This window comes from Prosthecobacter sp., assembly GCF_034366625.1.
In the GTDB taxonomy this organism is placed as follows: domain Bacteria; phylum Verrucomicrobiota; class Verrucomicrobiia; order Verrucomicrobiales; family Verrucomicrobiaceae; genus Prosthecobacter.
This window is the reverse complement of record NZ_JAXMIH010000005.1, coordinates 417,902-442,646: the sequence shown is the minus strand read 5'-3', so window position 1 is coordinate 442,646 and position 24,745 is coordinate 417,902. Positions and strand designations below refer to the sequence as shown.

General features: G+C 60.7%; 22 protein-coding genes. 11 read left to right on the top strand and 11 right to left on the bottom strand.

What is annotated here, in order from left to right:
* Window positions 1–2,562, top strand: a 2,562-nt coding sequence (locus U1A53_RS02825; RefSeq protein WP_322278849.1) for a DUF1549 and DUF1553 domain-containing protein, incomplete at its 5' end; no start/stop codon positions are given.
* A gap of 1 nt (window position 2,563) precedes the next feature.
* Here the strand turns inward: U1A53_RS02825 and U1A53_RS02820 are convergent.
* Complete coding sequence (locus tag U1A53_RS02820) at window positions 2,564–2,926, bottom strand: cupin domain-containing protein (protein ID WP_322278847.1); 363 nt, start codon at window positions 2,924–2,926, stop codon at window positions 2,564–2,566.
* Window positions 2,927–3,088: 162 nt separating this feature from the next.
* Here U1A53_RS02820 and U1A53_RS02815 point away from each other — a divergent pair, with 162 nt between their 5' ends.
* The 5 genes from U1A53_RS02815 to U1A53_RS02795 are packed head-to-tail and all read left to right on the top strand — an operon-like array spanning window position 3,089 to window position 8,448.
* Entirely contained in the window at window positions 3,089–5,803 is a 2,715-nt protein-coding gene (locus U1A53_RS02815) for a hypothetical protein (protein ID WP_322278846.1), read from the top strand.
* A gap of 20 nt (window positions 5,804–5,823) precedes the next feature.
* The gene (locus U1A53_RS02810) at window positions 5,824–7,506 is read left to right on the top strand and encodes a hypothetical protein (RefSeq protein ID WP_322278845.1); all 1,683 of its coding nucleotides are present in this window, start codon (window positions 5,824–5,826) and stop codon (window positions 7,504–7,506) included.
* Window positions 7,507–7,558: 52 nt separating this feature from the next.
* Window positions 7,559–7,765, top strand: coding sequence for a type II toxin-antitoxin system HicB family antitoxin (locus tag U1A53_RS02805; protein ID WP_322278843.1), 207 nt, complete (start codon window positions 7,559–7,561; stop codon window positions 7,763–7,765).
* The gene (locus U1A53_RS02800) at window positions 7,758–7,973 is read left to right on the top strand and encodes a type II toxin-antitoxin system HicA family toxin (RefSeq protein WP_322278842.1); all 216 of its coding nucleotides are present in this window, start codon (window positions 7,758–7,760) and stop codon (window positions 7,971–7,973) included. The genes U1A53_RS02805 and U1A53_RS02800 overlap by 8 nt, the downstream gene beginning before the upstream one ends.
* Before the next feature lie 31 nt (window positions 7,974–8,004).
* Window positions 8,005–8,448, top strand: a complete 444-nt coding sequence (locus U1A53_RS02795; RefSeq protein WP_322278840.1) for a hypothetical protein — start codon at window positions 8,005–8,007, stop codon at window positions 8,446–8,448.
* Between the two features lie 45 nt (window positions 8,449–8,493).
* Here U1A53_RS02795 and U1A53_RS02790 read toward each other — a convergent pair whose 3' ends face one another.
* The 6 genes from U1A53_RS02790 to U1A53_RS02765 all read right to left on the bottom strand — a co-directional run bounded on the left by U1A53_RS02790 (window position 8,494) and on the right by U1A53_RS02765 (window position 15,507).
* A complete protein-coding gene (locus U1A53_RS02790; protein ID WP_322278839.1) occupies window positions 8,494–10,647 on the bottom strand; it encodes a RecQ family ATP-dependent DNA helicase in 2,154 nt (717 codons plus the stop codon).
* Window positions 10,648–10,691: 44 nt separating this feature from the next.
* Window positions 10,692–11,771 (bottom strand): sugar phosphate isomerase/epimerase family protein, encoded by a 1,080-nt coding sequence (locus tag U1A53_RS02785; RefSeq protein WP_322278838.1) that lies wholly within the window; start codon window positions 11,769–11,771, stop codon window positions 10,692–10,694.
* 129 nt (window positions 11,772–11,900) lie between these two features.
* Entirely contained in the window at window positions 11,901–12,275 is a 375-nt protein-coding gene (locus U1A53_RS02780) for a hypothetical protein (RefSeq protein WP_322278837.1), read from the bottom strand.
* Between the two features lie 29 nt (window positions 12,276–12,304).
* Window positions 12,305–13,273, bottom strand: a complete 969-nt coding sequence (locus tag U1A53_RS02775) for a hypothetical protein (RefSeq protein WP_322278836.1) — start codon at window positions 13,271–13,273, stop codon at window positions 12,305–12,307.
* A gap of 60 nt (window positions 13,274–13,333) precedes the next feature.
* Entirely contained in the window at window positions 13,334–14,044 is a 711-nt protein-coding gene (locus U1A53_RS02770) for a glycosyltransferase family 2 protein (protein ID WP_322278835.1), read from the bottom strand.
* Between the two features lie 17 nt (window positions 14,045–14,061).
* The gene (locus U1A53_RS02765) at window positions 14,062–15,507 is read right to left on the bottom strand and encodes a glycosyltransferase family 39 protein (protein ID WP_322278834.1); all 1,446 of its coding nucleotides are present in this window, start codon (window positions 15,505–15,507) and stop codon (window positions 14,062–14,064) included.
* 73 nt (window positions 15,508–15,580) lie between these two features.
* Between U1A53_RS02765 and U1A53_RS02760 the strand changes: the two genes are divergently transcribed.
* The 5 genes from U1A53_RS02760 to U1A53_RS02740 all read left to right on the top strand — a co-directional run bounded on the left by U1A53_RS02760 (window position 15,581) and on the right by U1A53_RS02740 (window position 19,915).
* On the top strand, window positions 15,581–16,273 hold the full coding sequence (locus tag U1A53_RS02760; RefSeq protein WP_322278833.1) for an outer membrane lipoprotein-sorting protein: 693 nt from the start codon (window positions 15,581–15,583) through the stop codon (window positions 16,271–16,273).
* Window positions 16,274–16,281: 8 nt separating this feature from the next.
* On the top strand, window positions 16,282–17,493 hold the full coding sequence (locus tag U1A53_RS02755) for a class I SAM-dependent RNA methyltransferase (RefSeq protein WP_322278832.1): 1,212 nt from the start codon (window positions 16,282–16,284) through the stop codon (window positions 17,491–17,493).
* The gene (locus U1A53_RS02750) at window positions 17,490–18,584 is read left to right on the top strand and encodes an iron-containing alcohol dehydrogenase (protein ID WP_322278831.1); all 1,095 of its coding nucleotides are present in this window, start codon (window positions 17,490–17,492) and stop codon (window positions 18,582–18,584) included. The genes U1A53_RS02755 and U1A53_RS02750 overlap by 4 nt, the downstream gene beginning before the upstream one ends.
* A 110-nt stretch (window positions 18,585–18,694) precedes the next feature.
* Window positions 18,695–19,528 (top strand): aldolase, encoded by an 834-nt coding sequence (locus tag U1A53_RS02745; RefSeq protein ID WP_322278830.1) that lies wholly within the window; start codon window positions 18,695–18,697, stop codon window positions 19,526–19,528.
* Window positions 19,529–19,540: 12 nt separating this feature from the next.
* Window positions 19,541–19,915: a hypothetical protein gene (locus tag U1A53_RS02740; protein ID WP_322278829.1), complete on the top strand. Its 375-nt coding sequence runs from the start codon at window positions 19,541–19,543 to the stop codon at window positions 19,913–19,915.
* A gap of 61 nt (window positions 19,916–19,976) precedes the next feature.
* Here U1A53_RS02740 and U1A53_RS02735 read toward each other — a convergent pair whose 3' ends face one another.
* The 4 genes from U1A53_RS02735 to U1A53_RS02720 are packed head-to-tail and all read right to left on the bottom strand — an operon-like array spanning window position 19,977 to window position 24,629.
* Complete coding sequence (locus U1A53_RS02735) at window positions 19,977–20,495, bottom strand: cation transporter (RefSeq protein WP_322278828.1); 519 nt, start codon at window positions 20,493–20,495, stop codon at window positions 19,977–19,979.
* 51 nt (window positions 20,496–20,546) lie between these two features.
* Entirely contained in the window at window positions 20,547–21,572 is a 1,026-nt protein-coding gene (locus U1A53_RS02730; protein WP_322278827.1) for a methyltransferase, read from the bottom strand.
* 46 nt (window positions 21,573–21,618) lie between these two features.
* A complete protein-coding gene (locus U1A53_RS02725; protein WP_322278826.1) occupies window positions 21,619–24,237 on the bottom strand; it encodes a M56 family metallopeptidase in 2,619 nt (872 codons plus the stop codon).
* Entirely contained in the window at window positions 24,234–24,629 is a 396-nt protein-coding gene (locus U1A53_RS02720; protein WP_322278825.1) for a BlaI/MecI/CopY family transcriptional regulator, read from the bottom strand. Before U1A53_RS02720 ends, U1A53_RS02725 begins: the two co-directional genes overlap by 4 nt.
* Between the last annotated feature and the right edge of the window lie 116 nt (window positions 24,630–24,745).

Genomic DNA, 24,745 nt, shown 5'->3' with positions numbered 1-24,745 from the left:
CTCGATCTCACCGGCGTGCCGCCAACGGTGAGCGAGTTGGATGACCTTCTTCGCGACCGCTCGGCCGATGCCTACGAGCGCGCGGTGGAGCGTCTCCTGAAGTCGCCGCGGTTTGGCGAGCGCATGGCGGTGGACTGGCTGGATGCCGCCCGTTATGCGGATACGAACGGCTATTTTGGCGACAAGACGCGCAGCGCGTGGCCCTGGCGGCACTGGGTCATTGATGCCTTCAATCGCAACATGCCTTTCGATCAGTTCACCATCGAGCAACTGGCCGGCGACCTGCTGCCGAATGCCACGCGGGATCAACTCGTTGCCACCGGCTTTCAACGCAACAGCATGGCCAATAACGAGAGTGGCATCATCGATGAGGAATATCGCGTGGAGACCATTGTCGATCGACTGGATGTCACGGCCTCAACCTGGATGGGTCTGACGGTGGGGTGTGCCCAGTGTCATGATCACAAGTTCGATCCCATCTCGCAGAAGGAGTTTTACTCGATGTATGCCTTCTTCAACAGCGCCGCCGATCCGGCCATGGACGGCAACATCCTGCTCACGCCACCGATTTTGCGCCTGAGCACCGCCGAGCAGAAAAAGCAGATCACGGAACTCGATCGAGGCATCGCGGCGGCGCAGTCAAAGATCCGCGAGTCGATCTCGAAGCTAAACTACACCGATCCAGCGTCGCTCAATCCGCCGCCACCGGTACAGACGAGCGAGCTGGTGTGGTTTGAGGATGCGTTTCCCGCGAATGCGAAGGTGGAATCGAGCGGCGGGCATCCCACTCAACTCGTGACCAAGGACAAAGCCCCTGTCTTCAGCGGCACCACCGCGCTGAAACGCACGGCGACAGGTGTTGCTCAGGATTTCTTCTCAGCGGGCGGAAAATACGAGATCCCGCCGAACGGAAAACTCAGCGTGCAGTGCTTCATCGACGAGAAAAATCCGCCGAAGGCCATCATGCTGCAATTTCACACCGCAGGATGGAATCATCGCGCGGTTTGGGGCGAGGAAGGGGCGATTCCCTTCGGTCAGGTGCGCACGCCCGAAAAGGTGCAGATGGGAGCGCTGCCAGAGGCCGGAAAATGGGTGAAGCTCGAAGTTGCGGCTGATCGTCTCGGTTTGAAGCCCGGAGCGAAGGTCACGGGCTACGCGTTCACGCAGTTTGGCGGCACGGTGCATTGGGATCACCTAGCGATGAGTTCACGCGTCGATCCAGCCAAGGATCCGCAGTGGTCTTGGAAGATGTGGATCGAGAAAAGCCAGGGCAAGCGCATCGAAGGCCTGCCGAATGACTTGCAAACACTCGTGCGCGGCAAAAAGCAGCCCGAATGGCCGGAGAAAGACGTGAAGCGCCTGCAGGAGTGGTGGTTTGAAAACGAATATCAGGGCGCACGCGAGATCGTGGATGGCGTGCGGGCAGAAAAGCTGGCCTTGGAGGCCAAAAAGAAAGCGCTCGATGAAGTGATCCCCGCCACCTTCGTCATGGCCGATCTGCCGACGCCACGTGAGAGCTTCATCATGGATCGCGGCCAGTATGACAAGCCGAAGGACAAGGTCACCCGCGGCACACCGGCGATTTTCCCGGCCTTGCCGAAGCAGGACAATTACACACGCCTCGATCTCGCGAAATGGCTCGTCAGCCCGCAGCACCCGCTCACCGCCCGTGTGCAGGCAAACCGCCTCTGGCAGCAGTTCTTCGGCGTCGGATTGGTGAAAACGAGCAACGACTTCGGCTCCCAAGGCGAACCCCCGAGCCATCCCGAACTGCTCGACTGGCTGGCGGTGACGTTCCGCGAGAGCGGCTGGGACATGAAGGCCTTCGTGAAGCTGATCGTGACTTCGCACACCTATCGGCAGAGTTCGCAGTTCTCGGTTCTCGGTTCGCAGTTGGACCCGGAGAACCGCTTGCTGGCGCACGGGCCGCGATTCCGCCTCGATGCCGAGGTGGTGCGTGATTCAGCGTTGTTCGTCTCCGGTTTGCTGAGTCCGAAGATCGGCGGCAAGGGCGTGAAGCCCTACCAGCCCGAGAACATCTGGGAGCCGGTCGGTTTTGGCGGCAGCAACACGCGCAACTACATCCAGGACCACGGCGAATCGCTCTACCGGCGCAGTTTGTACACCTTCTGGAAGCGCACCGCGCCGCCGCCAAACATGACCTCCTTCGACGCGCCAAACCGCGAGAGCTACTGCCTGCGCCGCGAGCGCAGCAACACGCCGTTGCAGGCGCTCACGCTCATGAACGACGTGCAGTTCTTCGAGGCCTCGCGGAATTTCGCCCAGCGCGTGCTCCAAACTGCCACCAGCACCGATGCGCGTATCACCGCCTTGTTCCGCAACGCCACCGGCCGCTTCCCGAACGCTCAGGAGGCCGAAATCGTCCGCCAGTCCGTCGAAAAGCACCTCGCCGCCTACACCGCGAAGCCCGAGGAGGCCAAGAAAGCCATCAGTTACGGCGAATCCAAGCCCGACGAGAAACTCAACCCCGCCGAACTCGCCGCTTGGACGATGGCGGCGAATTTGGTGATGAATCTGGATGAAGTCGTGACGAAGGGCTGATTTACCCCTCAAACTCCGTCTCCCGGTCCGCTGACGAAAAGCAGATCACCATCTCCGCGTCCGCACCATCCAGCGCACGGGCATTATGCCACTGACCGGCAGGAATGGAGATGGTGTCGCCCGGGTTGAGGAGGAATTTCTGATCGCCGAGGCTGTGTTCGAGCCTGCCAGAGAGGAGGTGCAGGATTTCGTCGCAGTTCGGATGGCGGTGACGTGGGTTCGTTTGACCGGCAGGAATCGTCACCCGGCCAAAGGTCATCGTGGTTGAGTTCCCCAGTTCGCGGGAGGCCAGCCAGGTGAGTTTTCCCCACGCCTGGTCGATCAGGATGCCTTCGGCAAAGATGCAAATCGGGGAGGTGTTCATGGTGAAAACGATGTTCTCTTTCAGCGCCCAGTTTAGCGACCTGTTTTTGGCCTGCTGCGTGGCAGGTAAGTGTTTTGTAAACGAGCCGTCAATTATTGCTTCTATAATTCAAGACTCTAAAATGCCAGCGTTCGCAATTTTGAAAGCCCCACGCACGCTGTCATGCCTACCGCATCACCCACCCCCCGGTTTCCGAAGTCATCGTCCGCTCTGAGCCAACTCTTGTGCGGGGTGCTGTTCGGACTGACCGGAATCGCCGGAATGGCGGCCGAGATGCCGGCATTTCGCAGCTTCTGGGTGGATCAATCCCTGCGTCCCGACGCCCGTTCTCTCGCTGCCTTCGATCTCTGTGTGCTCCATCCGCATGCTGAGCTCGACATGGAGCCCGGCCATGCGCAGGGAAACCGCTACTTCGTGCTGCTCGACCTCGCTCATGTGCGCACCGGATCACGCGAAGCCCTGCTGACTGCCGACCGCCAGGTGTCCACCAAGCCGTCCGCCTCCGACAAGCGGACCCGCATCGTCGATCCCGCTGATCCTCGATGGATCGCCTGGGCCGTCGAAGCGCTCGTCGATCCGGCGGCAAAAAAGGGTTTCGACGGATTCGTTCTCAGCCTCGGTGATGAAGAGGCAAATCCCGCCGCACGCACCGCCGTGCTCACCCTCGCCGCCACGCTGCGCCAGCGTTATCCCGACAAACACCTCCTGCTCGACCTGCATCTCGGTCTTGGCATCGAAGCCGTTCATGTGGCCGATGGTTTCCTCGCGCTCGGCGTTTACACTCGTGAAGGCAAAAGCGGCACGATGGACTGGACGCCCATCGCCGAAACACAGCGCCTCTCACGCCTCATCCGCAGCGTCCAGATGCAGGGCATGCGGGTCTTCGCCGTCGATTATGCCCCTGCCGATGATCGCTCCGCCTGCCGCGAGGCCGCGCAGCGTCTCACCACCATCGGCACCCTGCCCTTCATCACCACGCTCGCGTTGACCGGAGTCAATCTCGGCCCGCTGGAGGAAATCTCACGCCGTGTCCTCGTCCTGCACGGCTGGGACAAGCAGCACGTCGGTGAAACAGCCGCCGCCGCTGACGCCACAAACACCGCACGCCTCCTGCGCCAGTCGCTCGAATGGCTCGGCTGCGAGCTAGACTTCCACAACGCCACCGGTGCTGATTTCCTCCCGCAGGATCACCGCTTCGCCGCCGTCATCCTGGACTCCAGCCTCGTGCTCAGCGCCGAACAACAGCGCACCCTCGCCGCCTGGCTGCCCTCGCTGCGTGCCAGAAACATCCCGCTGCTCCTCACCGGCATGCCATTCACCGACGAGGCCGCCCGCCATCTCGCCATGCAGCATCTCGGCCTCGGCGGCAGTGCCAAAACACCCGCACGCCTCGTCAAAACAAACGTCGCCAGCATGGATTCCACCTTGTTGCGTGCGAATGCGAGGATCACCGCCCGCTCGCTCGGCTTCCTTGATCTCGAAGCCCCCGCCGAAGCCCGCATCGTCCTCGCCTTGCACGGTCAGGATGCGCTCGGTTCCGACCATCGCTTCGATCAGGCCTTCCTCACCAAATGGGGCGGTGCATGGATCGAACCCGCAATCACAACCGCTGAACCTCAAATCGACGTGGCCGCCTTCCTCACGCAGTGGCTCGGCAGCGTCACACTGGCTCCCGTTCCCGACACCACCACCCGCGAAGGCCGTCGCGTTTTCTACAGCCACATCGACAGCACCGGCTTCTCCGAGCCCTCCACCCTGCCCGGTTTTCCGCTCTGCGCCGAAGTCATGCGCGACCGCATCCTCGACCGCTACCTGCTGCCAGTCACCGTGTCCGTCTGCGAAGCTGACATGCGCTGCTGGCTGCCAAAGCAGAAAGCCACCGACGCCCCGCGTCTCGAACACATCGCCCGCAGCCTGTTAGACATGCCGCAGGTGCAGGCCGCCTCAAATTCCTTCTCCCGTCCATCAAAGTGGACCGCCGGCATCGACATCAGCAGCACGCTCAATGATCGCGCCAAAACCACGCGTCACGACATGGAACGCGAGATCGCCGGCTCCATGAACTACATCCATCGTCGGCTGCTCCCGCTGGGCAAAGAGGTGAACCTCATGCTCTGGCCCGACAACGCCACTCCCAGCGCTGAAGCGCTGCGCTTCTGCCGTGCCATGAATGTCGAGCATCTTCCCGCCGCCTCGCAGGCCACATCAATGACCCACCCGGCTGCTGCGGCTGGTTTCAATTCGATGCGCCTGACGCCGCTGGCCGTGCGCTGCCGTTTTTCCGACGTGCGCACCGAGCAGGGCGTCGCCGCGCTCGAAAAAACCTTCGACGCCTGCGCCGGAGAACCGCTGCATGCCATGACCGCCGCCGCCTATGCCGCCAGCGTTCGCGATGCACGCCACACACGCATCCTCAGCGCCGGTGACAACCGCTGGATCATCCTCAACGCAGGTGACAGCCGCACCCTGCGCCTCCCTGTTGCTGCTGGTGTTCCCGACATGGCACAATGTCAGGGCGTCTCCGGTTACACCACGCATCAGGGCCAGATTTACATCCACACCATGGGCGCAGCGCGCACCGAGCTCGTTCTCACCAAGAACAGACCTTCACAACACGTCCATCTCGCGGAAAGCAGCGCTCCGGTCGAGTTCATGGAGCTGTCCTCGCGCCGTGCCACCTTCCAGGTGCGCGATCTGCGCCCGGTGGAAGTCGTTCTCGGCGGCTTCGAGCCGCGTGGCATGTGTGCGTATCTCGAAAACGGCCGTCCTTACACCGCCACGGCGGACGGCAACGGCACCGTTCGTCTCGAACTCGCCTGCCGCGCCACCGTCTCCCTCCAATCTCTGCCTCCCGCCACCCAGGCCGCGATGCGCTGATCCACTTTCCATTCTGATTCATGTCACGCAGCTCACGCCAAGTTTCCCTGCTCATCCTTTCCTACGCCTCGCTGGCCGTCACCTGGGGCTGGCGTTTGCATGCGAACGACTCCGCCTCCACGAAAGGCGATTCACTGCTCGAAGCCACGCGCACCAAGATCGCCGCACATCTCGCTCATGCGCCCAAGCATCTGCAGCAGGCCGCCGTCTTTCAGCTCGCCATGCTGCCGGAGCGCGAAGTCCAGGCTTTGCAGGAGTGGTGCAAAACCGTGCCCGAACAGCGTCTGCGCCAGCTCACGGTGCAGGAGGGGCCTCTTCACGCCCCCTGCCCGCTCAACACCGCGCTCATCTTTGCCGAACTCACCCGCGCCGACGCGCCGTTCATCGACGACAGCCGTCTGCTCATCTCGGCATCAGGCGATCGACTCGAAGAACCGCACAAGATCGAAGTGCTGGAGTTGCTCGCCTCGCAGGCCATTGAAAACAACGAACTCAGTCTCGCCCTCGAAATCCATGAACGAGCCTGCGAATCTCCCGCCGCCTCGTGGCAAAACGTGCTGAACCTCGCCGAGGCCGCGCGCCTCGCCCGCCGTCCGGCAGCGGCCCTGCGTGTCGTCAATGTCTGGCTCGATGAATCCAAACCACGCCTCGATGCCGTGCAACGTGAAGACGCGTTCGATTTGCAGACCACACTCCTGCTCGAAGGCACGCGTTACGCCGAGGCCAGCCGCATCGTGCTTGATGAATTGCGCTCTCTGAAGCTCGACGCGGCCATCCCACCGCGCCTCATGCAGCGCGCGTTGCTCGCCACGCATGCCGCTGGAGAATCCGCCGAGCTGCTGCCCTGGATCGAGCGCCATCTGCGCACTTTCCCCGATCACAAACTCACCGTCGAAGACATCGCCGCCGGAAAAACCGTCTCCGCCGACTACTTGCGCTGGTTGAGCGAATCCGCCGCCATCGCCGACCGCCATCAGCACACCAGCATCGCCTGTGATGGCTTCTTCCGCCTCGCCGCCGCCGGTGAAACCCGCGTCCTCGCCCGTTTGCATGCTCTCGCCACCCAGATCGGTCGTGGCAAAGAACTCGCGCAACTTCTCACCACATTGCAGCGCCGTTTTTCCATTCTCGAACTCTCCCAGTCACTCGCCGATGGCAACGCGCCTGCTCCCGCGCGCGATCTTCTCGCCGCACATCTCAAAACCGCGCCCAACAACCGCGCTGGCTGGCGTCTGCTCACCGAGATCGACGTCACCCTGCGTGGCAGCGCCTCCGCACCCGCGCTGTGGGAAGGCTTCCTCAAACGCTTCCCCGGCGATGTCCCCGCCTTGCAAAAGCTCGCCCGTCTTCAACTCCACCACGCACAATTCTCCCAAGCCCTGCGCACCTTGCAGCAGATTCCCGGCGAGCATCTCGACGAACCCACGCTCCGCCAGATCGCCTCCCTCGCCATCCAGCTCGATGACCTCCCCATCGCCCACCGCGCGCAACAGCTCCTCGTGCAAGGCTCCAAACAACCCGCCATCAGTGATGTCCTCGCCCTCGTTGCTTTGAACCGGCAGAATCCCGATGCCGCCGCCGATGCCGTGCTGGCCGCAACGATCGCCAAACTTCCCGCACAGGCCGAATTTCACAAATCACTCATTGCTCCCACCTCCACCGGCGAAGCCTCCAGCTTCAGCACGGCGGTGGAAGCGAAGTGAACGGATGACAACGTGGGCTTGATTCCATCCCTCCTTTCCAGCACAGTCAGGCATGCAACTCACCGCTGTGCTCACCCCGGCTGAAGAAGGCGGCTATGTCGCCTTCAATCCTGAAACCGGCACCACCACCCAGGGCGAATCAGTGGACGAGGCGGTGCAAAACTTGCGTGAGGCCACGGAACTGTTCCTCGAAGAGTTCCCACAGCGCCGCAGTGTCGGGCACGCAATCATGACCACCTTCGATCTGTCGAATGCCTAAACTGCCGCACATCTCAGGCAGAGAAGCGGTGCGAGCCCTGCAAAATCTGGGATTCGAGGTGGCACGGCAAAAAGGCAGCCACATCGTCATGAAACGTGGTTCGGATGGCTGCGTCGTCCCCAACCACCACGAGATCAAGACTGGCACACTGGCGGGCGTGTTGCGGCAGGCGGGAGTCTCTGCCGAAGAATTCATCGCCGCTCTTTGAGCATTTGGATGCCACCCCTGACTTACCAGCCATGACCTTTCGCATCCTTCTGCTTGTTCTCCTCACCACCGCAGGCTGCACGATCCTCCCGCGTGATGAATCCAGCCGTCGCCAGGTTTACGAGCAACGCCTGAGCCGTCTCGAATTCCCCGTCACTCGCGCACGCCTCTACAAAACACTGCGCCCCGCGTTGCCAGCGCGCCCCACGGGCAACAGCGGGTCCGGCTTGCTCACCGGCAATGAGTTCTACCCGATTGATGACCATTTTGGTGTCGATATGTCCGTCATATACAAAGCGGTGACGGGCATTGACGATTACCTCAATCCAGCACCCACCATCGGCGGCCAGGTCCGCTCCATTCTCGATGCCTCTCGCAGCATCGACAATTTCATGGATCGCGGCACCCCGGAACATCCGGCGGACATCATTCGAAAGGCACGCATCATCGGGCCGATTTATGATTGGATCCAATGACCACTTTCGTCAGTCAAAAAGAGACAGGCGGTCTCGCCCTGCGCTTCACCCGTGCTTCTTGATGATTTGAATGAAGTCCGGCAGATACTCCTTCGCCTTCTTCTCGCCCACGCCACGGATTTTGAGCCCTGCTTCAATGGTCTTCGGCTTCAACCGCGTCATGAACTCCAGTGTCTGGTTGTTGAAGATGACGTAAGATGGCACGCCTTCCGATTCCGCCAGAGTCGTGCGATGGCGCTTCAACTTCTCGAACAACGCATCATCGAAACCAAGCTCACGGGCAGCGAGTTCTTCGTTCAGCGCCGTTTTGCCCTTCGGCTTCGTCATCGGCGCATGCATCGACGGCCAGCGCAGCTTCACATTTTGCCCGGCCTTCATCGCCTCAATGCCGCGTACGGTGAGTGACACGATGGGATACTCACCGGTGCTGGTCTCGATGAGGCCCAGTTTCTCCAGCTCGGCGAACAACGGATGCAACGCCTGCGTGCCGACGTGCTTGAGCAGGCCGTAGGTCGTGAGCCGGTCGAGTCCCGCATCAACGATCTCCTTCGACTTGCTGCCCACCAGCATCTGAATGATGCGCCCTTTGCCATAACGGCCTTCCCACGAACCATCCGCATGCTTGGTGGACATGCGGGCGATGCCGCTGAGCGCCTGACGCAGCATGGTGACTTCCTCCGCCGTGCCTTCACGCGGTGGCTGCACGCCTTCGGCTTTGCACACGTCACAGGTGCCGCAGGGCGTGCTCTCAGTCTCGCCGAAGTAGCGCAAAATCTGCTCCTGGCGACAGGCTTTGTCGTCATAGCACAGCTCGATCATCGACTTGAGCTTCGAGCGGTCGCGGCGATCCTTTTCGCGCAATGCGTCCATGTCGATTTCAAGATCACGCGTCAGCACCTTCGGTTGCAACAGCCGTGTGCCGCGAATGCGCTTCCCCGGAATGTCGAAGCGCTCGATGTAGCCGTTGCGGGCGAGATGGCTCAGCGCGGAGCCAATCGCCATGCTGTTCTTGGCACCGGCACGGTCAGTGATGTCATCAATCGAGGCCTGAACCTCATGATTCGAGTCCGCCGCGTTCAGCAGCGTCTGATATACGTTCCGAATGATGTCCACGCTCGGGTTGTTGCCGTCGATGAAAAACTCCTGCGTCTTTGTGTCGGCGAAATTGAAGAACAGCTCGCACTGTGAAGGCTCGCCATCGCGTCCAGCACGGCCTGCTTCCTGATAATAGGCCTCCACGCTTCCTGGAACGTCGAAATGGACGACAAACCGCACGTCGGAGCGGTCGATGCCCATTCCAAACGCGTTCGTGGCCACGGCGACATCGGCTTTCTTCGTGATGAACTTCGTCTGGCGTGACTCGCGTTCCTTGTCGTCGAGTCCGCCATGGTATTCGATGGCCTTGAGCTTCCAGTCGCGAAGTTCGGAGCCGACCTCCTCGACACGCTTGCGGGTGGAGCAGTAGATGATGCCTGTCTTGTATTGCGCGATGATTTTCTTCAGCCGCTCGTATTTGTCGCCGCTGTTTTTCGTCTGCGCGATGTTCAGACTCAGGTTGGGCCGCTCAAAGCCGCGAATGACCACGTAGGGATCGCGCAGTTGCAGTGTCTTCAAAATATCCCCCCGCACCTCCGGAGTGGCCGTGGCGGTCAGCGCGATGACCTGCGGACGATCCAGATGCTCCAGCGCTTCGCCGAGACGCATGTAATCCGGTCGGAAGTCGTGGCCCCACTGCGAGAGACAGTGCGCCTCATCCACCGCAAACAGGGCGATCTGCACCTGCCGCAACGCATTGGTGAACATCCGGCTGCGAAAGCGCTCCGGCGCAACATAGACGAGCTTGTACTCGCCCCGCCGTAGCGCTTCGATGCGCTCCTGCTGCTCTCCAAGCGAGATCGAGCTATTGATCAGCGTCGCTGGAATACCGCGTCGCTCCAGCGCATCGACTTGGTCCTTCATTAATGCGATGAGCGGACTCACCACCACCGTCACGCCCTCCATCACCATCGCTGGCAGTTGGTAGCACAGCGATTTGCCGCCGCCGGTCGGCATGATGACCATCGTATCGCGCCCGCTCAGGATGCCCGCCATCACCTGTTCCTGACCATCAAGGAACTCTCGAAACCCAAAATACTTCTGCAACGCCAGTTTGGCGTCGTGAATGGGAGTGGATTCAGCGGCTGGAGGAGATTCGGGCACGGGCCACGCATCATGGATGCAGCACGGGAATCCTCAACCACCACTCACTTCTCATCCTTGCCGTTCGGCTTCGCCGCCGCAGGCTGGTCAAAGCCGAGCTTGGCCCCGGCTGCATCCAGGCATTTCACGATGTTGGCCTCCTCGTATTCCAGCGCTGCTTCCGTGCTGAGGCCGGTGACTTTGGGCAGCTTCGCCGCCTTGCGCTCGCGCACCAGCGTGAGCATGCGGGCGAGTTCGACGCCGGGTTTGTCGGGAAAAGTAGCCCAGTAGCCGGGTTTGAGGCAGGGAATGTCCAGTGGATCACGCGTGATCATCTCCAGGTGGTAGGCGATCTGCGGATTGTGCTTTTCAAACAGCGCGAACATACGCGGCAGATCGAGAATGCCCTCCCCCAGCGGCACTTCGGAGAGCAGGAAGCCGGTGGGCGTCTCCTGCACGGCCATGTCCTTGATGTGCGTGGTCACGGCAAAGGGAGCGAGCGTTTCGACGACCTGCATCGGGTCTTCAAGAAGAGCGATGCTGTTGCCGGTATCGACACAGGCGCCGATGTTCGGGCTGCTGAGGCGTCCGAGCAGCTCCGCCAGCTCTGCCGCTTGGAAATCCTTGTGATTCTCGATGCCGATCCGCACGCGCTGCCGCCTCGCAATCGGTTCGGCGAGCTGCATGGACTTGAACGCGCTCGCTTTGAAGTGCTTGAACTCCTCCAGGCTGGAAAACAGCTCGTAGCGTCTGCCACCGGTCGCTGAGCGAAAAATCGTCGCGCCAGCCTCCTTGGCGATGCGCAGTTCCTTGTCGAAGCGGTCCACATCGTTCTCGTTTTTCGGCAGCGTGATGCTGCCTTCGAGCTGCATGCCGTAAGATTCACAGGTGGCGCGTACCTTCGCGGCCATCTCCGCCGTCCAGCCATTGACCATGATCTGCAAGGCACCCACACCGAGGCCGCGCACATGATCCAGAACATCCAGCGCATGCTCGAACGGCGGAAATTTGAGACTGGAGTATTTCCCCTGCCACCGCTTACCGTACGAATGAATCACAATCCCCATCCGCTTCCCACGCAACGCCGCCGGCAGCGGCAGGGCTGCCAAAGCAGCGGCTGAGGTGAGAAAGGCGCGTCGGGTCATGCAGGTTTAGGGAACGCGTTCGAAAGCAGAAAGGTTTCTTCGACCTCAGCAGCTTCTGCCGCAGCGATTCGCGATTTCAGATTTGAAAAGATGCCAAGCAGCCGGGTTTTACATTGGGTGGGCGTGCGCTTAGACGACAGAGGTTGTAAACGGAGAACGCAGACACCCAGAGTGAAACTCCTTGAGTGTCATGGCAGCAGAAAAGCCCTGAATGCCTGGCTGAGTCGCCAACTGCTCCATGATTGGAATCGCAGAGCGGCATCCCTCGGCAAGAAATTGCGCGGCCACCCAGATTCTAACATGAGATGACTCGTCCTGAAGCAACTCAGTAAATGCTGCAATGCCATTCTCTCCGTGAGAAGTCAGGCAAACAAAAGCACGAGTCATGCGTGCGTGTAGTTCGTGATCTTTGGATGCGGGCTTAGCGCCGTCGGCCTTAGCAATTGCAGATTCACGAAAATCTTCGATGGCCTCAATGATGGTCATGATTTCACGGCTTAACATTTCCTTCAAAGGAAGGCATCTCGTATAAATCACTTCACCACACCACCGACCCACTCCGGCTGTCGCTTGGCGAGGCAGTCGGAGAGCCAGCGGACGAGGTCGGCGACGGAGTCGTGCTTTTTGCGCAGGGCGTTGAGCGCGGGCCAGTCGATGTTGTGACGAGGCGTGGGCAGGGTGATTTTTTGGATGCGCAGCAGGTTCTGCACGGCCTCGAACTCGGCGGCGCTCATGGCGCGGATTTCTTTGGCGGAAGGCAGTTCATCAAGCTGCGTGAGCTGGATGCCAAGGCTGCTGATGCCGACGCCGAACTGATGGCCGAGACTGCGCAACGCATCGACGAGCGCCTCGTCGTTGAGGCCTTCGGCGATGACGATCTCGCTCTGCAAGGTCCAGCGCGTGGCGCTGAGAGCCTGGAAGAAGTCGGCGCTGAAGGTTTCGAGCGAGACGCTGAGCTTCAACTGCACGCCGGTGATGCCAACCTCGGGGCCACCGAGGTGGCGGCGGAGATCGAGCATGGAGGCGTCGAAGCGCGGGGCGTCGTCGCTGCCGGCGTCGAGATCCCAGTCGGCGACGACGAGGTCGGGGATGTCCCATTCGCCCTCCATGCTGGGAGCGCCGCTGCTGTTGCGATTCAGCAGGAAGGGATAGCGCGAGCGCTGGAGGCTGAGGCGCTCGTAAATGGCAACCATGCGCAGGAAGCGCGACAAGCATTGGTCGCTGTCGCCCTCCTCATCGAAGAGGTTCGCGCGGGTGACGCCGTTCGGGCCGGCGGTTTTTTTCTGGCGGCGGTAGTAGCCCTGGCCTTGATCGACCTTCGCGATGGGCGAGGTGGGATCGTAACTGAGGATGGAAAAATGGTAGCGCAGCGTGGCGTCGCTGTAGCCTTCGCCGAGGCGATGACGCACGAGACGAATGAGCTCGGTGCCCTTGATGGCCTCCGCCGGATCATCGGGCAGAATTTCGGGGAGCAGGTGTCGCAGTTGTTCGCGCAGGTTCATCCGTCTAAGATTTTCTCAGCATGCCGGAGCAACGGCGTCTTCGTCAACAACAGAAACGCATCAACCGTGCCGTTCCTCGCGGATGCTGTAACGGGTGCGGCGGCTGTTGAGCCAGCGCACGCCGAACATGTCGGTCGTGGCACGCAGAGCACGATTGCCGAAGCCGTACTTGCTGACGCCATGGATGCGTGGGCGATGATTGACGGGAACCTCGGTGACACGCCAGCCCATGTTGCGAATGAGCGCGGGAATGAAGCGGTGCATGCCGTTGAACAGCAGCAGCGCCTCGCGGCAGTCGCGACGCATGGCCTTGAGCGTGCAGCCGGTGTCGCGCACATGGTCGCCGACAAAACGTGAGCGCACGAAGTTGGCGACACGGCTTTGCAGGCGCTTGAACGGCGTGTCTTTGCGCTTGGCGCGATAGCCACAGACGAGGTCGAAGCCTTCGTCGAGCTTCGCTATCAGGGCGGGAATGTCGGCGGGATCGTTTTGCAGGTCGCCATCGAGCGTGACGATGACATCGCCTTTCGCACCATAAATGCCGGCATGCATGGCGGCGCTCTGGCCGCTGTTCTTTTCAAAGATGATCACGCGCACGCGGTCGCCTCGCTGCACGCGGGACAGCGTCTGGTCCTTCGAGCCGTCATCGACGAGCACGAGTTCATAATCACGTCCGGCAAGCGCGGCGTCGATCTGCCGCTGCAACTCCACGACATTGTCCTCCTCGTTGTAAAGAGGCACGACGATGGAAATGGCGGGTGAAGAAGGCATGGGAGGGCAAAAGGGCGTCAAAAGTCGGGCGCTCGATAATCGTGGCAAGCGAAGATTTTCAGCCAGCGCACCTCGTTGCCCGCATGCATGACGCGGGCGACGGAAAGAACCTCGAAGCGCCCGAAGCGGGCCTCCAAGATCGCAGGCGGCGCGATGGCGGCGGGATCATCGGTGACGAAGATGGCGCTGCGGCCGGTTTGAGCGTGCAGATCGTCCTGAACCGACATTACCGCCTCGGTTTGCCCAAGGTAGTGATCGAGTTCGACGGCGAGCCGCCAGTCATTCGCCACTACGAACCAGGTGTCCTTGCCTTCCGTCTGTTTTAAAACCGCCGAAACAAGTTTCGCGCTCTCCCGCCAGCCGCGCATGCACTTGGAAGGGTCAGCGGTGAAAAAATGCGTGTAATCGGAGGCGGTGTCGATTTGCCGCGAAAATCGCCACGACAGCCCGAGCGTGCGCGGGAGGTCGGTTTGCAGCAAGAAGGCGCTTTGCAGCGCCGCAAGCACGAGCGCGATGGTGCGCAGGCTGATTTTCTCCTCGCTGGCGATGCCGCCAAGCACCGTGCCGCGGTGAGCGAGGAGCATGGCCGCGAAAACCATCCACACCGCGCCACCCATGTCCGGCCAGCGATGATTCGGCCCGTAAAGCAGATCCAGCGCCGCGAGCGGCAGCAACATCGCCAGCGGCAGGCTGCGTTGTGACATCAGCGTGGCGCGATCCCATGCCATCCTCGCGGCGAGTACGAACAACACGAGCAGCAGTGGCGAGGCGAGCACGGACCAGCGGAACAGATTCGGAACCAGCCGCCACTCCGGCCACGTGAAGCCGCCTTGCCAGATCAGCCAGTAAAGGACCGCCAGCACCCAAGCGGCGACGATCACGAGGAATCCAGACGCATGCAGATGGTGCCGCAGCCGTTCCGGCAACGCGAAGACCAACGCCACGGCTGCCATCGTGCCCAACGCCGGCGGTTGTGCCAGCACCGTGCCAAAAACGCACGCCGCGGCGGCCCACCAGGCCCAATGCAACGGATGCGCATGCAGCAGTGCGACACGCAGACACAGCGCCGCCACCGGCACGAGCGCAAACACCACCGTGGACGAAGTGAGCGTCACGGCGGCGAGATTGAAAGCCGGCAGCACATTCACGATCACCACCGCCCAGGCGGCGATCTGCGTATCAAACAACCCGCGCATCAGTCGCCACACCGCGAGCGAGGCCACCAACGCGAGCAGCGGCGCGAAGAAACGCACGCCAAACTCGCCCGCGCCACCGATCAGCATGCCCAGCCTCACGAACAACGGCACCAACGGTCCCATTTCGAGAAATCCGCCCCAATGTCCTTGTTTCACGCGAAAAACCGCCAGCGCCTCGTCCGGCGCGAGTTCCAGCGTCGGCAGCAGGGCCCAGCGCCAGAGCGTGAGCAGGCCGAGAGCGGCAAAGAGAAAGCGCTGGCGCTGCATGGAGCGCATTGAATAGTGGACGCTGCCCGCGTGTCAAAGCGTCGTCTTGGATCTCATCCCTTTCCCAATCACCATGAAACACCTCCTTCTTCTCACTCTGCTGCTCGCGCCCGTTCTGCGCGCCCAGGAAGCCCAGCCAAAAACCGCCGAGGAAATCCTCCGCATCGTGCGTCTCAGCTACGCCCTGCAAAACCACAAGATGAGCGGCCATCTCCGCGACGACGCCACGGGCCGCATCGAACCGCTGACCCTCACGATGGAGAATCAGGTCATGCGTTTCCTTTTCACCAACCCGCCGAAGGAAATCGTCCACCTCGACCTGAACACCTCTCCTGCCACGCTCTATCAGGTGCGCGCAGGCGGCTCCTCGCAGGTTCAGGGGAATCAATACGCTGCCAGCGTGCGCGGCATGGCATTCAACTATGAAGACCTCTCCCTGCGCTTCCTCTACTGGCCGCGTCCGCAGTTGATGGGCGAGGGTCGCGTCAGTGGACAGAAGTGCTGGATCGTGCGCGTCACCAATCCTGGAAAAGACGGCCCTTATTACGTCGTGGACATCTATGTGCATCAGGGCAGCGGCGGTGCCGCGAAGATGGAGGCCTACGACCGCAACAGCAAGGTCGTGAAGAAATACCAGGTCACCAAGGTGCAGAAAGTGGACAAAGCCACCGTGCTCAAGGAGTTGAAGATCGAGACGATCAATCCCTTCAACGGCGACGTCAAAGGCCGCACCTACATGATCATGGAAAACCCGGAGAAGAAGTGACGCGCAACATGGAACCGCCGCGCAAATTCAATCCGCATCCCTTCGCCTATCATCAAGAGCTCGACGTCAGGATCGACAATCTCACCAACGAAGGTGCCGGTGTCGCCCGTGTCGATGGCTGGGTCGTCTTCGTGCCGTTCACGCTCGCCGGTGAACTGGTGAAGTGCCGCGTCTTCCGCAATCACAAGAACTACAGCGAGGCCGATCTCATGGAGGTGCTGGAGCCAGCGCCAAATCGTGTCACGCCCAAGTGTGCGCTCTTTGGCCAGTGCGGTGGCTGCCAGTATCAGCATCTAGCGTATGCCGAGCAGCTTCAATCAAAGCAGCGCCAGGTCGCCGAACTGCTCAAGCACATGGCGAAGATCGAGCACCCCGTGCGCGAGGTCATTCCCTCGCCCGTCGAATACGGCTATCGCTCCAAGATCACGCCGCACTTTCATCGCCCGAAGAGCGGCGGCATCGGTGCTATTGGCTTTCTGCGTGCAAGGACGCGCAACGCCATGGTCGATGTCGAGCACTGTCCCATCGCCATGCCCGAGCTGAACGCTCAACTCGCCGCCGTGCGCGAACGTGCCCGTGCCAACTCCGACACCTTCAAAAACGGTGCCACGCTGCTCATGCGTGCCGCGAAAAACGGCGTCCTCACCCGCAGCGATGAAATAGCCATCGAAGACGTGGACGGCGTCCGCTTCGAGTTCCAGGCCGGCGATTTCTTCCAGAACAATCCCTTCATTCTGCCCAAGTTCGTCCGCCACGCCATCGACGAGGCCAAAGCCACCGGTGCGAGGCATCTCGTCGATGCCTACTGCGGCAGCGGCCTCTTCGCGATCAGCGCCGCCCGCGACTTCGAGCAGGTCATCGGCGTCGAGATCTCCGAGAGCGCCGTCAAAAAAGCCGCGCACAACGCCGAGATCAACTCGCTCACCAACTGCCGTTTCATCGCCGCCGATGCGCAGCATGTCTTCAAAGACGTGCCGCAGGCCGGAGCCGACACCGTCGTGCTCATCGACCCGCCGCGTGCAGGATGCAGCCCCGAGTTCTTGCAGCAGCTTTTCGCCTTCGGCCCGAAAGGCGTCGTCTATGTCTCCTGCAATCCCGCCACGCAGATGCGCGACCTCGTCCTCTTCACCGAAGCCGGCTACAAACTCGGCACCGTACAGCCCTTCGACCTCTTCCCGCAGACCAAGCATCTCGAATGCGTCATGACGTTGAGCCGATGAACCGCTTCGAATTCGCCACCGCCCAGCGCATCATTTTCGGTCGTGGCGTGATCCGTGAACTGCCTGCTCTCGCCGCTGAATTCGGCCAAAGAGCACTCCTCATCACCGGCAGCCGCCCAGCACAATGGACAACCCGGCTGCCTTACGTTGGCTTCAAAACAATTTGTGGCGAACCGACCGTCGAGGACATCCAAAGCGGTGTTGAACTCGCGAAACAGTTCAACGCCGATGTCATCGTCGCCATCGGCGGCGGCAGTGTGGTCGATGCGGGCAAGGCCATCGCCGCCATGAGCACACAGCCGGGTGATTTGATGCGCTACATCGAAGTCATCGGTGAAGGCAAACCGCTCGAAGCCACGCCGCTGCCCTTCATCGCTGTTCCCACCACGGCAGGCACCGGTGCCGAGGCCACGCGCAACGCCGTCATTGCGAGTGAAGAACACCGCGTCAAAGCCAGCCTGCGCCATCTCTCGATGCTGCCGCGCATCGCCTTGATCGATTCCGAACTCGCCATCGATCTCCCGCCGCATGTCACCGCCGCCAGCGGCATGGACGCGCTCACGCAGTGCCTCGAAGCCTTCGTCTGCTCCCGTGCGCAGCCCATGACCGACGCGTTGTGCCTCGACGGCATTCAGCGTGCCGTGCGTTCGCTCGAACGCGCCTTTCAAAACGGTCACGACCTCGATGCACGCGAAGACATGGCCCTCTGCGCTCTCAACAGCGGCATTGCTCTCGCCAACGCTGGTCTCGGGGCCGTCCACGGCTTCGCCGCACCGATTGGCGGCATGTTTCACGCGCCACACGGCGCCGTCTGCGCCGCTCTGCTCGCTCCCGTTTGGGAAATGAACTCCAAACGCGTGCAGAACCGCACGAAGTTTGATCAGATCGACGCGATGCTCGGCGGCGATGCCGTTTCGTGGCTGCACAGTATCACCCAGCGTCTCCAAATCCCCAAACTCAGCGCCTGGGGCATTCAAGACAGCGATCTCGACGAGATCGCCCGCAAAGCCGCTGCTGCGAGCAGCATGAAGGCGAATCCTGTCTCGCTGACGCATGACGAGCTGGTCACGATCTTGCGAGCGGCCTTGTAAAGTAGCCCGGTTGCGCCGCAACCGGGATCCAAACTCCAGTTGCAGCGCAACTGGGCTACTTTCCGAAAGTTGACCGCTTCCCGGTGCGCTTGTAAATGCTCACCCCCACCATGAAATCCTTCCGCCTCAAACGTCTCTTCAACGCCAAGTCCAACCGCTGCTTCGATGTGGCTGTCGATCACGGCTTCTTCAACCAAGCCGGTTTCCTGCAAGGCATCGAAGACATGCGCACGGTGGTGAAGACGCTCGTCGAGGCCGCGCCGGATGCGATTCAGCTCACCCTGGGCATGGCGCGGCATTTGCAGGAGATGCCGGGCCGCGAGAAGCCCAGCCTCGTGCTGCGCACCGATGTGGCGAACATTTATGGCAAGACGCTGCCGGAGAACCGCCGCTTCAGCCTCATGCTTGAGGACTGCATGCTCCAGGCCGTGCGTTACGACGCCGCCTGCGTGTGCGTGAACCTCTTCCAAATCCCCGGCGCTCCTGAAGTGCATGCCGAGTGCGTCGAAAACATCCTCAAACTCAAGCCTCAGGCCGATTACTACGGCATGCCCATGATGGTGGAGCCGCTGGTGTTCCAGCCGAACGAAAAAGCCGGCGGCTACATGGTCAACGGCGATGAAACCGCCATCACCTACCTCGTGCGCCAGGCTGTCGAACTCGGTGCCGACATCATCAAGGCCGATCCCACCGATGACGTGAGCATCTACCACAAGATCATCGAAGCCGCCTCCGGCATCCCGGTGCTTGTGCGCGGTGGTGGCCGTGTCAGCGACCGCGAAATCCTCGAACGCACGCAGGGACTGCTTCAACAAGGCGCCTCCGGCATCGTCTATGGCCGCAACGTCATCCAGCACCCGAATCCGAAAGGCATCACCCGCGCGTTGATGGCAATGGTACATGACGGCGCGAGCGTGGACGCTGCGCTGGCGATGGTGGAATAAATTTTCAAAACTATGATCTCACCTTGGAGAGCATTCGCTGCTGAAGTTGTTGGCTTATTCTTAATGGGCATGGCCTGCACTTTCGTTGCTGGCATTTGGATCAATGACAAAAACTCGCAGCTTGCCGCCGCAGATGCGATGCATGTGGCCATGACCGTTGGTATTGTGGTCGCTTCAGCTTTGCTAAGCTTGGTTGGTGCGCTCGCCTTTTGGCGATTAAAGCCTTTGCTTTGGGCGGTTGGCGTGGTGTCGGCTATTTTTGGCGGCAACCCCGGCGTGGTGATTCTGGCGCTCTTGGCTGCAATCATCACATATTATGTCACTAACAAGCTTCGTATGATCTTCAGCTTTTATTTGCCCGACAAAAGCAGTGGATCTGATAAGTAAAAACAAGAAAGCCGGGGCCGCTTTCGCGAACCCCGGCCCCGCTCGTTGTTGGTTGCGGTAATTATTTGATGTCGCCTGCGAAGCCGGCGCTGTTCAGCGCGGCGACGAGGTCGGCCTTGGCGAACTCACCTTCGACGGTGAAAGACTCAGCCTTGGAAACGATCTCATACTTCGTGACGCCTGCCACTGATTTTACAGCATCGGTCGCGGCGGTCGCGCACTTCTGGCAGCAGAGATGCACTCCGGACACCGTGGCCTTGGTGAGTTTTGCTTCGGGCTTCGATGCTGTTGCAGGCTTGCTCGCAGACTTTGATGCCGACTCGTCGCCTTCGATGGTGCCAAAGTAACCAGCGGCGATGATGGCCTCGGCGACTTTCTTCGCGTCGGACTTCTTCTTCGAGACGATCGTCACCTTCTTGCCTTCAGGCGTGACGGTCACGTCTTTGAAATCAGCGGCAGCTTTGATGATGCCATTGGCACAGCCTTTGCAGCAGTTGTGAACGCCGGTCATCGTGAGAGTGGTTTCGGCACGCACAGTGGCGGCCACAGCAAGGAGGGAGAGCAGAGTAAGGAGCTTCATAAGCGTGTTCTGAGACGGAAGGACTCGTGTGTTTCTTTGATTCATTTTCAATTATCTGCGAACCGCCGTCATGAAGCCGCGCGCGACAGCGGTGTCGTGATAAGCGCCGGGAGTGAATCCAGCCTCATCGAGCAATGTCGCATATTCGCTCGTGCTGTAGCATTTGCCCTGCGTAGAATGCATCAGCAAGCACGAATACTCCGCCACATGCAGCGGACCGTTCTTCTCCGCATTGACGATGGCGTCGTGAATGATGAGCATTCCGCCCGCAGGCAGCGCCGCGTGTGATGCAGCGAGCAGCTTCTTCACCTCGGCCACGCCCCAGTCGTGCAGCACGTTGGAATAAAGATGCACGTCGCATCCGCTCGGCAAGCCGTCGAACATGTTGCCCGTCGCCACGCTCACGCGATCTGCGCAGCCGCGTTCTTCGATCAATTTAGCCGCGATGTGATCCACGGGCGCTTGATCAAACGCGATGGCCTTCAAATGCGTGTGCTGAGCCGCGATGGAGCACGCGTAGATGCCGGAACCGGCGCCGATATCGAGCAAACAGGAGCGCCCGGTGAGATCAAGCTTCTTCGCGAGTGCCTGGGAGAGATACAGGCCGCGACAATCCATCGCTGCGGTGAATTTCCGCGCGAAGTCTTCCTGCTCCATCGCCTTGTGCCAGTCGAAGGACGCCTTGTCACCGCTCCAGCCTGCGGGTTTGTCGGATTTGAGCACCTCCAGATAATCCCGCGCGATGGGGCGATCATGCAGCGAGGCATAGTACGGCCGCACATCCCACACCGAACCTGCGCGGAGATGTTCCTTCGCCATCGCCGAGGCATGAAAGGTGCCGTTTTGATTCTCCACCCAGCCGTTGGCCGCGAACAACGTCAGCATCACGTCCACCGGACGCTCTTTGAAACCAAAGTGCTCACAGATGCCGCTCACGGTGGATGGATTCGACGACAACCAACTGAAGAAGTCGATGCTCAGCGCCGCCGTGATCAAATCGACCGCGTAAAGGCTGTCGCGGTAGCGATAGATGCTGAGCGGATCGGTCTTCGGCGTGGAGGTGATGTCGTGCGGCATGGGGCCGCATGATGAAGGCGTCGCCGATGAGCGGCAAAAGCTGATTTCACTTTTTGTCTTTCTCTTCCTTGATGATCCCGGTGATGAAAAGGAGCCTCGAAACGCCTTCGGACGGTTGTGCGCCCAAAACGATCGTCTGGCCCTCCCAAATCGTGACTGAGGTAGAGAGGCCCTTCGATGCGCTGGCATCATGACTCGGCGTGTGGACGATAAGGTCAATGGTGCGTCCGTCCGGGCCGATCACTGGCTCCGCCTTGATCTCGCTGCCGCCCAAGGCAGCAGGCAGGTCGTACATCTGCGGTTTTTTGTTCGGCTTCAGGGTTTCGAGTTTTGCGCCGGAGTCTGCGAGATGCTTCGCCACAATCTCAAACTGAGCTGGGGTGAAGACGCCACCCAAGCTGAACTGCCGCAGAACCTCGGGCGGTGGCGGCAGGTTGCTCTCTGCCAGCGCTCCCTTGTTTTCGATTGTTCCGGGCAGCGGTGGCAGCCAGTCATTCAGTTGCTTCAAAAAATCGCCCTTCATCTCGACGGCCTGCACGGTAAGGCGCGCTTGCTTTTTCACCTCGATATTGATCAAAGCATCGAACCATGCCTCGATGAGTTCGAGATTGGTCTTGGTGTTCCGCACGGTGAGTTTTCCATCCTTGAGAATCGCGTCTGAACCTTTTGGGAAAGCGATGCCTGCGGCTTTGAGCACTTCGAGCGGTGGTTTGCCCTCAATGAAGCTAGCGGGGAGTTTGTAAACACGCACGGCCCACTCGCTGGCGACTTTGTCAGGCACATTGATGCCAGTGCTTGATGGCTGCATGGTGGCGGTCGATTCAAAACTGATCGCCTTCTGGCCGAACGGATTCAGCGCCTCGGTGGTGATAATCACGGTGACGGGCTTTTTGGAGGTCGGCAGATGCATCACCAAGGCTTCACCGCTCGCGAGCACGGCTTTGGCTGATGTGGTGTGAACCTGCACTCGGTCCCAAGCCGCATTGGCAACCTTCTTGGGCAGCCACGGCTGCTCTGCATCGGGATCGACACCCAGATCGACTTTCGCTTCCACCGTGGCTTTGCCTTCCGGTGCCGGATTGGCGACGAGTTTGATGCTCGGGCCGATGAATTTGACGGTGATCGCGATGTTCTTGTCCCATGGTTTCTCAGGGAGAATCTCACGCACGACCTCGACGGTGGCTCCTTGGCCCATTTTGGTCGTGACGGCCGGAGCACTCAGCAAGTCGATGCCCTTTCGCTGCGAAATTTTCGCCAGGAGTTCTTTGACTTCATCCGGTTTCAAAATGCCTTCGTGCGTGCCGAAGTAATCGTCGGCCTGAATGAATTTGCATTGGAAGTACACCTGCGGCAGCCGCTGATGCAGTCGGTCGATGATGGCTTCGATTTGATCGAGCGCCGCTTGGTGATGACGCACGATGAGCTTGGAGGTGGCGGCTTGGAACAAGGCGCTGGCGCCTTCCGGGAAGATGATGCCTTGCTTTTCGAGCTTCGAGCGAGCGTTGTCCGCATCGGCGAGAAAATCCGGAGCCACGCGGTAGAGCCGGGTGAACATCGTGGGGTCTTTGTCGGAAGACTTCGCGGGCTGCGCATTTGCCGTCGCAATGCCAAACGAAGCCGCGAAGAAGGGCGTGAGCACGGCGAAGGCAGCACAGCCGAGCACAAACAACGCGCCGAGCTTCTTCCGCACGCCACGGGCTTCCATCAGAGCGACGAGACGCGCTTTGAGTCGGCGGGCCGGTCGCGAATGGGCGATGGGCATCACGCAACTCGTCTGCGGCGAGGCTTTGGCGGCCCAGGCGAGCAGGAAGTCGGCGTAATCGTCATGATCGCGATCTTCGCCAACGGCGGCGGCATCGCATGCCTCCTCGCGGGCGCGGGCATATTCCTCGATGAGAGCGTGGATGAAGGGATTCCACCACAGGAAGGCGCGGACGATGTTTTGCAGCAACACGGCCACGGTGTCGTGACAGCGCAGGTGCTCGGATTCATGTCGCAGGAGCCAACGCCACTGCCGTGGTGTGAGTTCTTCAAACGCAGAGGCGGGAACGGCGATCACCGGGAAAAACCAGCCAGCCACGCAAGGCGTGCCTTGATGATTGAACACGCGCAGCCGCGAGAGCGTTTTGGAGTGCGCCGGCCCTCCGGCGCTTTCGAGCGTTTTTTGGCCTGCGGAAAGCTCCAGAGGACTGGAGCACTCCAGGACGCTGTCGCGAATGAATGCCTCCTGATCTTGAGTGAGTCTTTTGAGACGCCACGCCCAACACTGCACGCGGACGCTTTGCAGGATCAGTCGAAGCAGTAGCGCCGCCGTGACCAGCCACGCTAGCCAACGAAGGCTCTTCACCACGTCATTGACATCCCAAGTCGGTGCTGGAGCCGCGGTCATCACAACCGGCGAAGTCACAGGTGCGACGCTGACACGCCAGTCGGCCTCAAACGTCTCGCGCAACGGCGTCCAGACCGGCACGGGCTGCTGCGGCGGAAACAGGTCGCGCATGGAGATGTCGAAAGGGCTGTAGAGGCACATCAAGATGGCCAGATTCGCGAGGATGCAGCGCCGCAGGGCATCGCGGATGACGAAACGCACCAGCAGCCAAGCCGCCGCGCCGATGACGAGGCTATGAACGATGAAATTGAGCAGGGTGATGGTCTCGGTGCTCATGACTCGCCTCCTTTCTTTGCGCGGACGAGTTTGCGCAGTTCGGCGAGCTCTTCCTCGGTGATGTCGCCGTTTTCGACGAGGCAGCGGACGAGGGCGAGATTGCTGCCGCCGAAGAAGCGCTGCTTCAGCTCCGCGAGCACGCTGGTGCGACCGCGCTGCTCGGGCACGGCGGGTTCGTAGGCGTGGCTGCGGCTGGAGTCATCGCGTACGATCCAGCCTTTGGCTTCGAGACGAGTGAGCTGGGTTTGCAGCGTGTTGCGAGTGACGGGTTCGCTGCGGCCCTGGTTCACGGCTTCGAGCAGTTCCAGCACGGAAGCGGGATGCTTTTTCCAGAGGATGTCCATCATCGCCTGCTCGGCGGCGGAGAGCGGTGGGAGTGATTTTTTCGCCATAATTCGCGAGTTTGCCGACAAGTGTCGGATTTGTCGAGACAAAAGTCCTACAGGTGTCGGATGTTCGCCCGCCATCACTCTCGCTGATGGATTCCGCGCATGCTGCGCGTTGACTT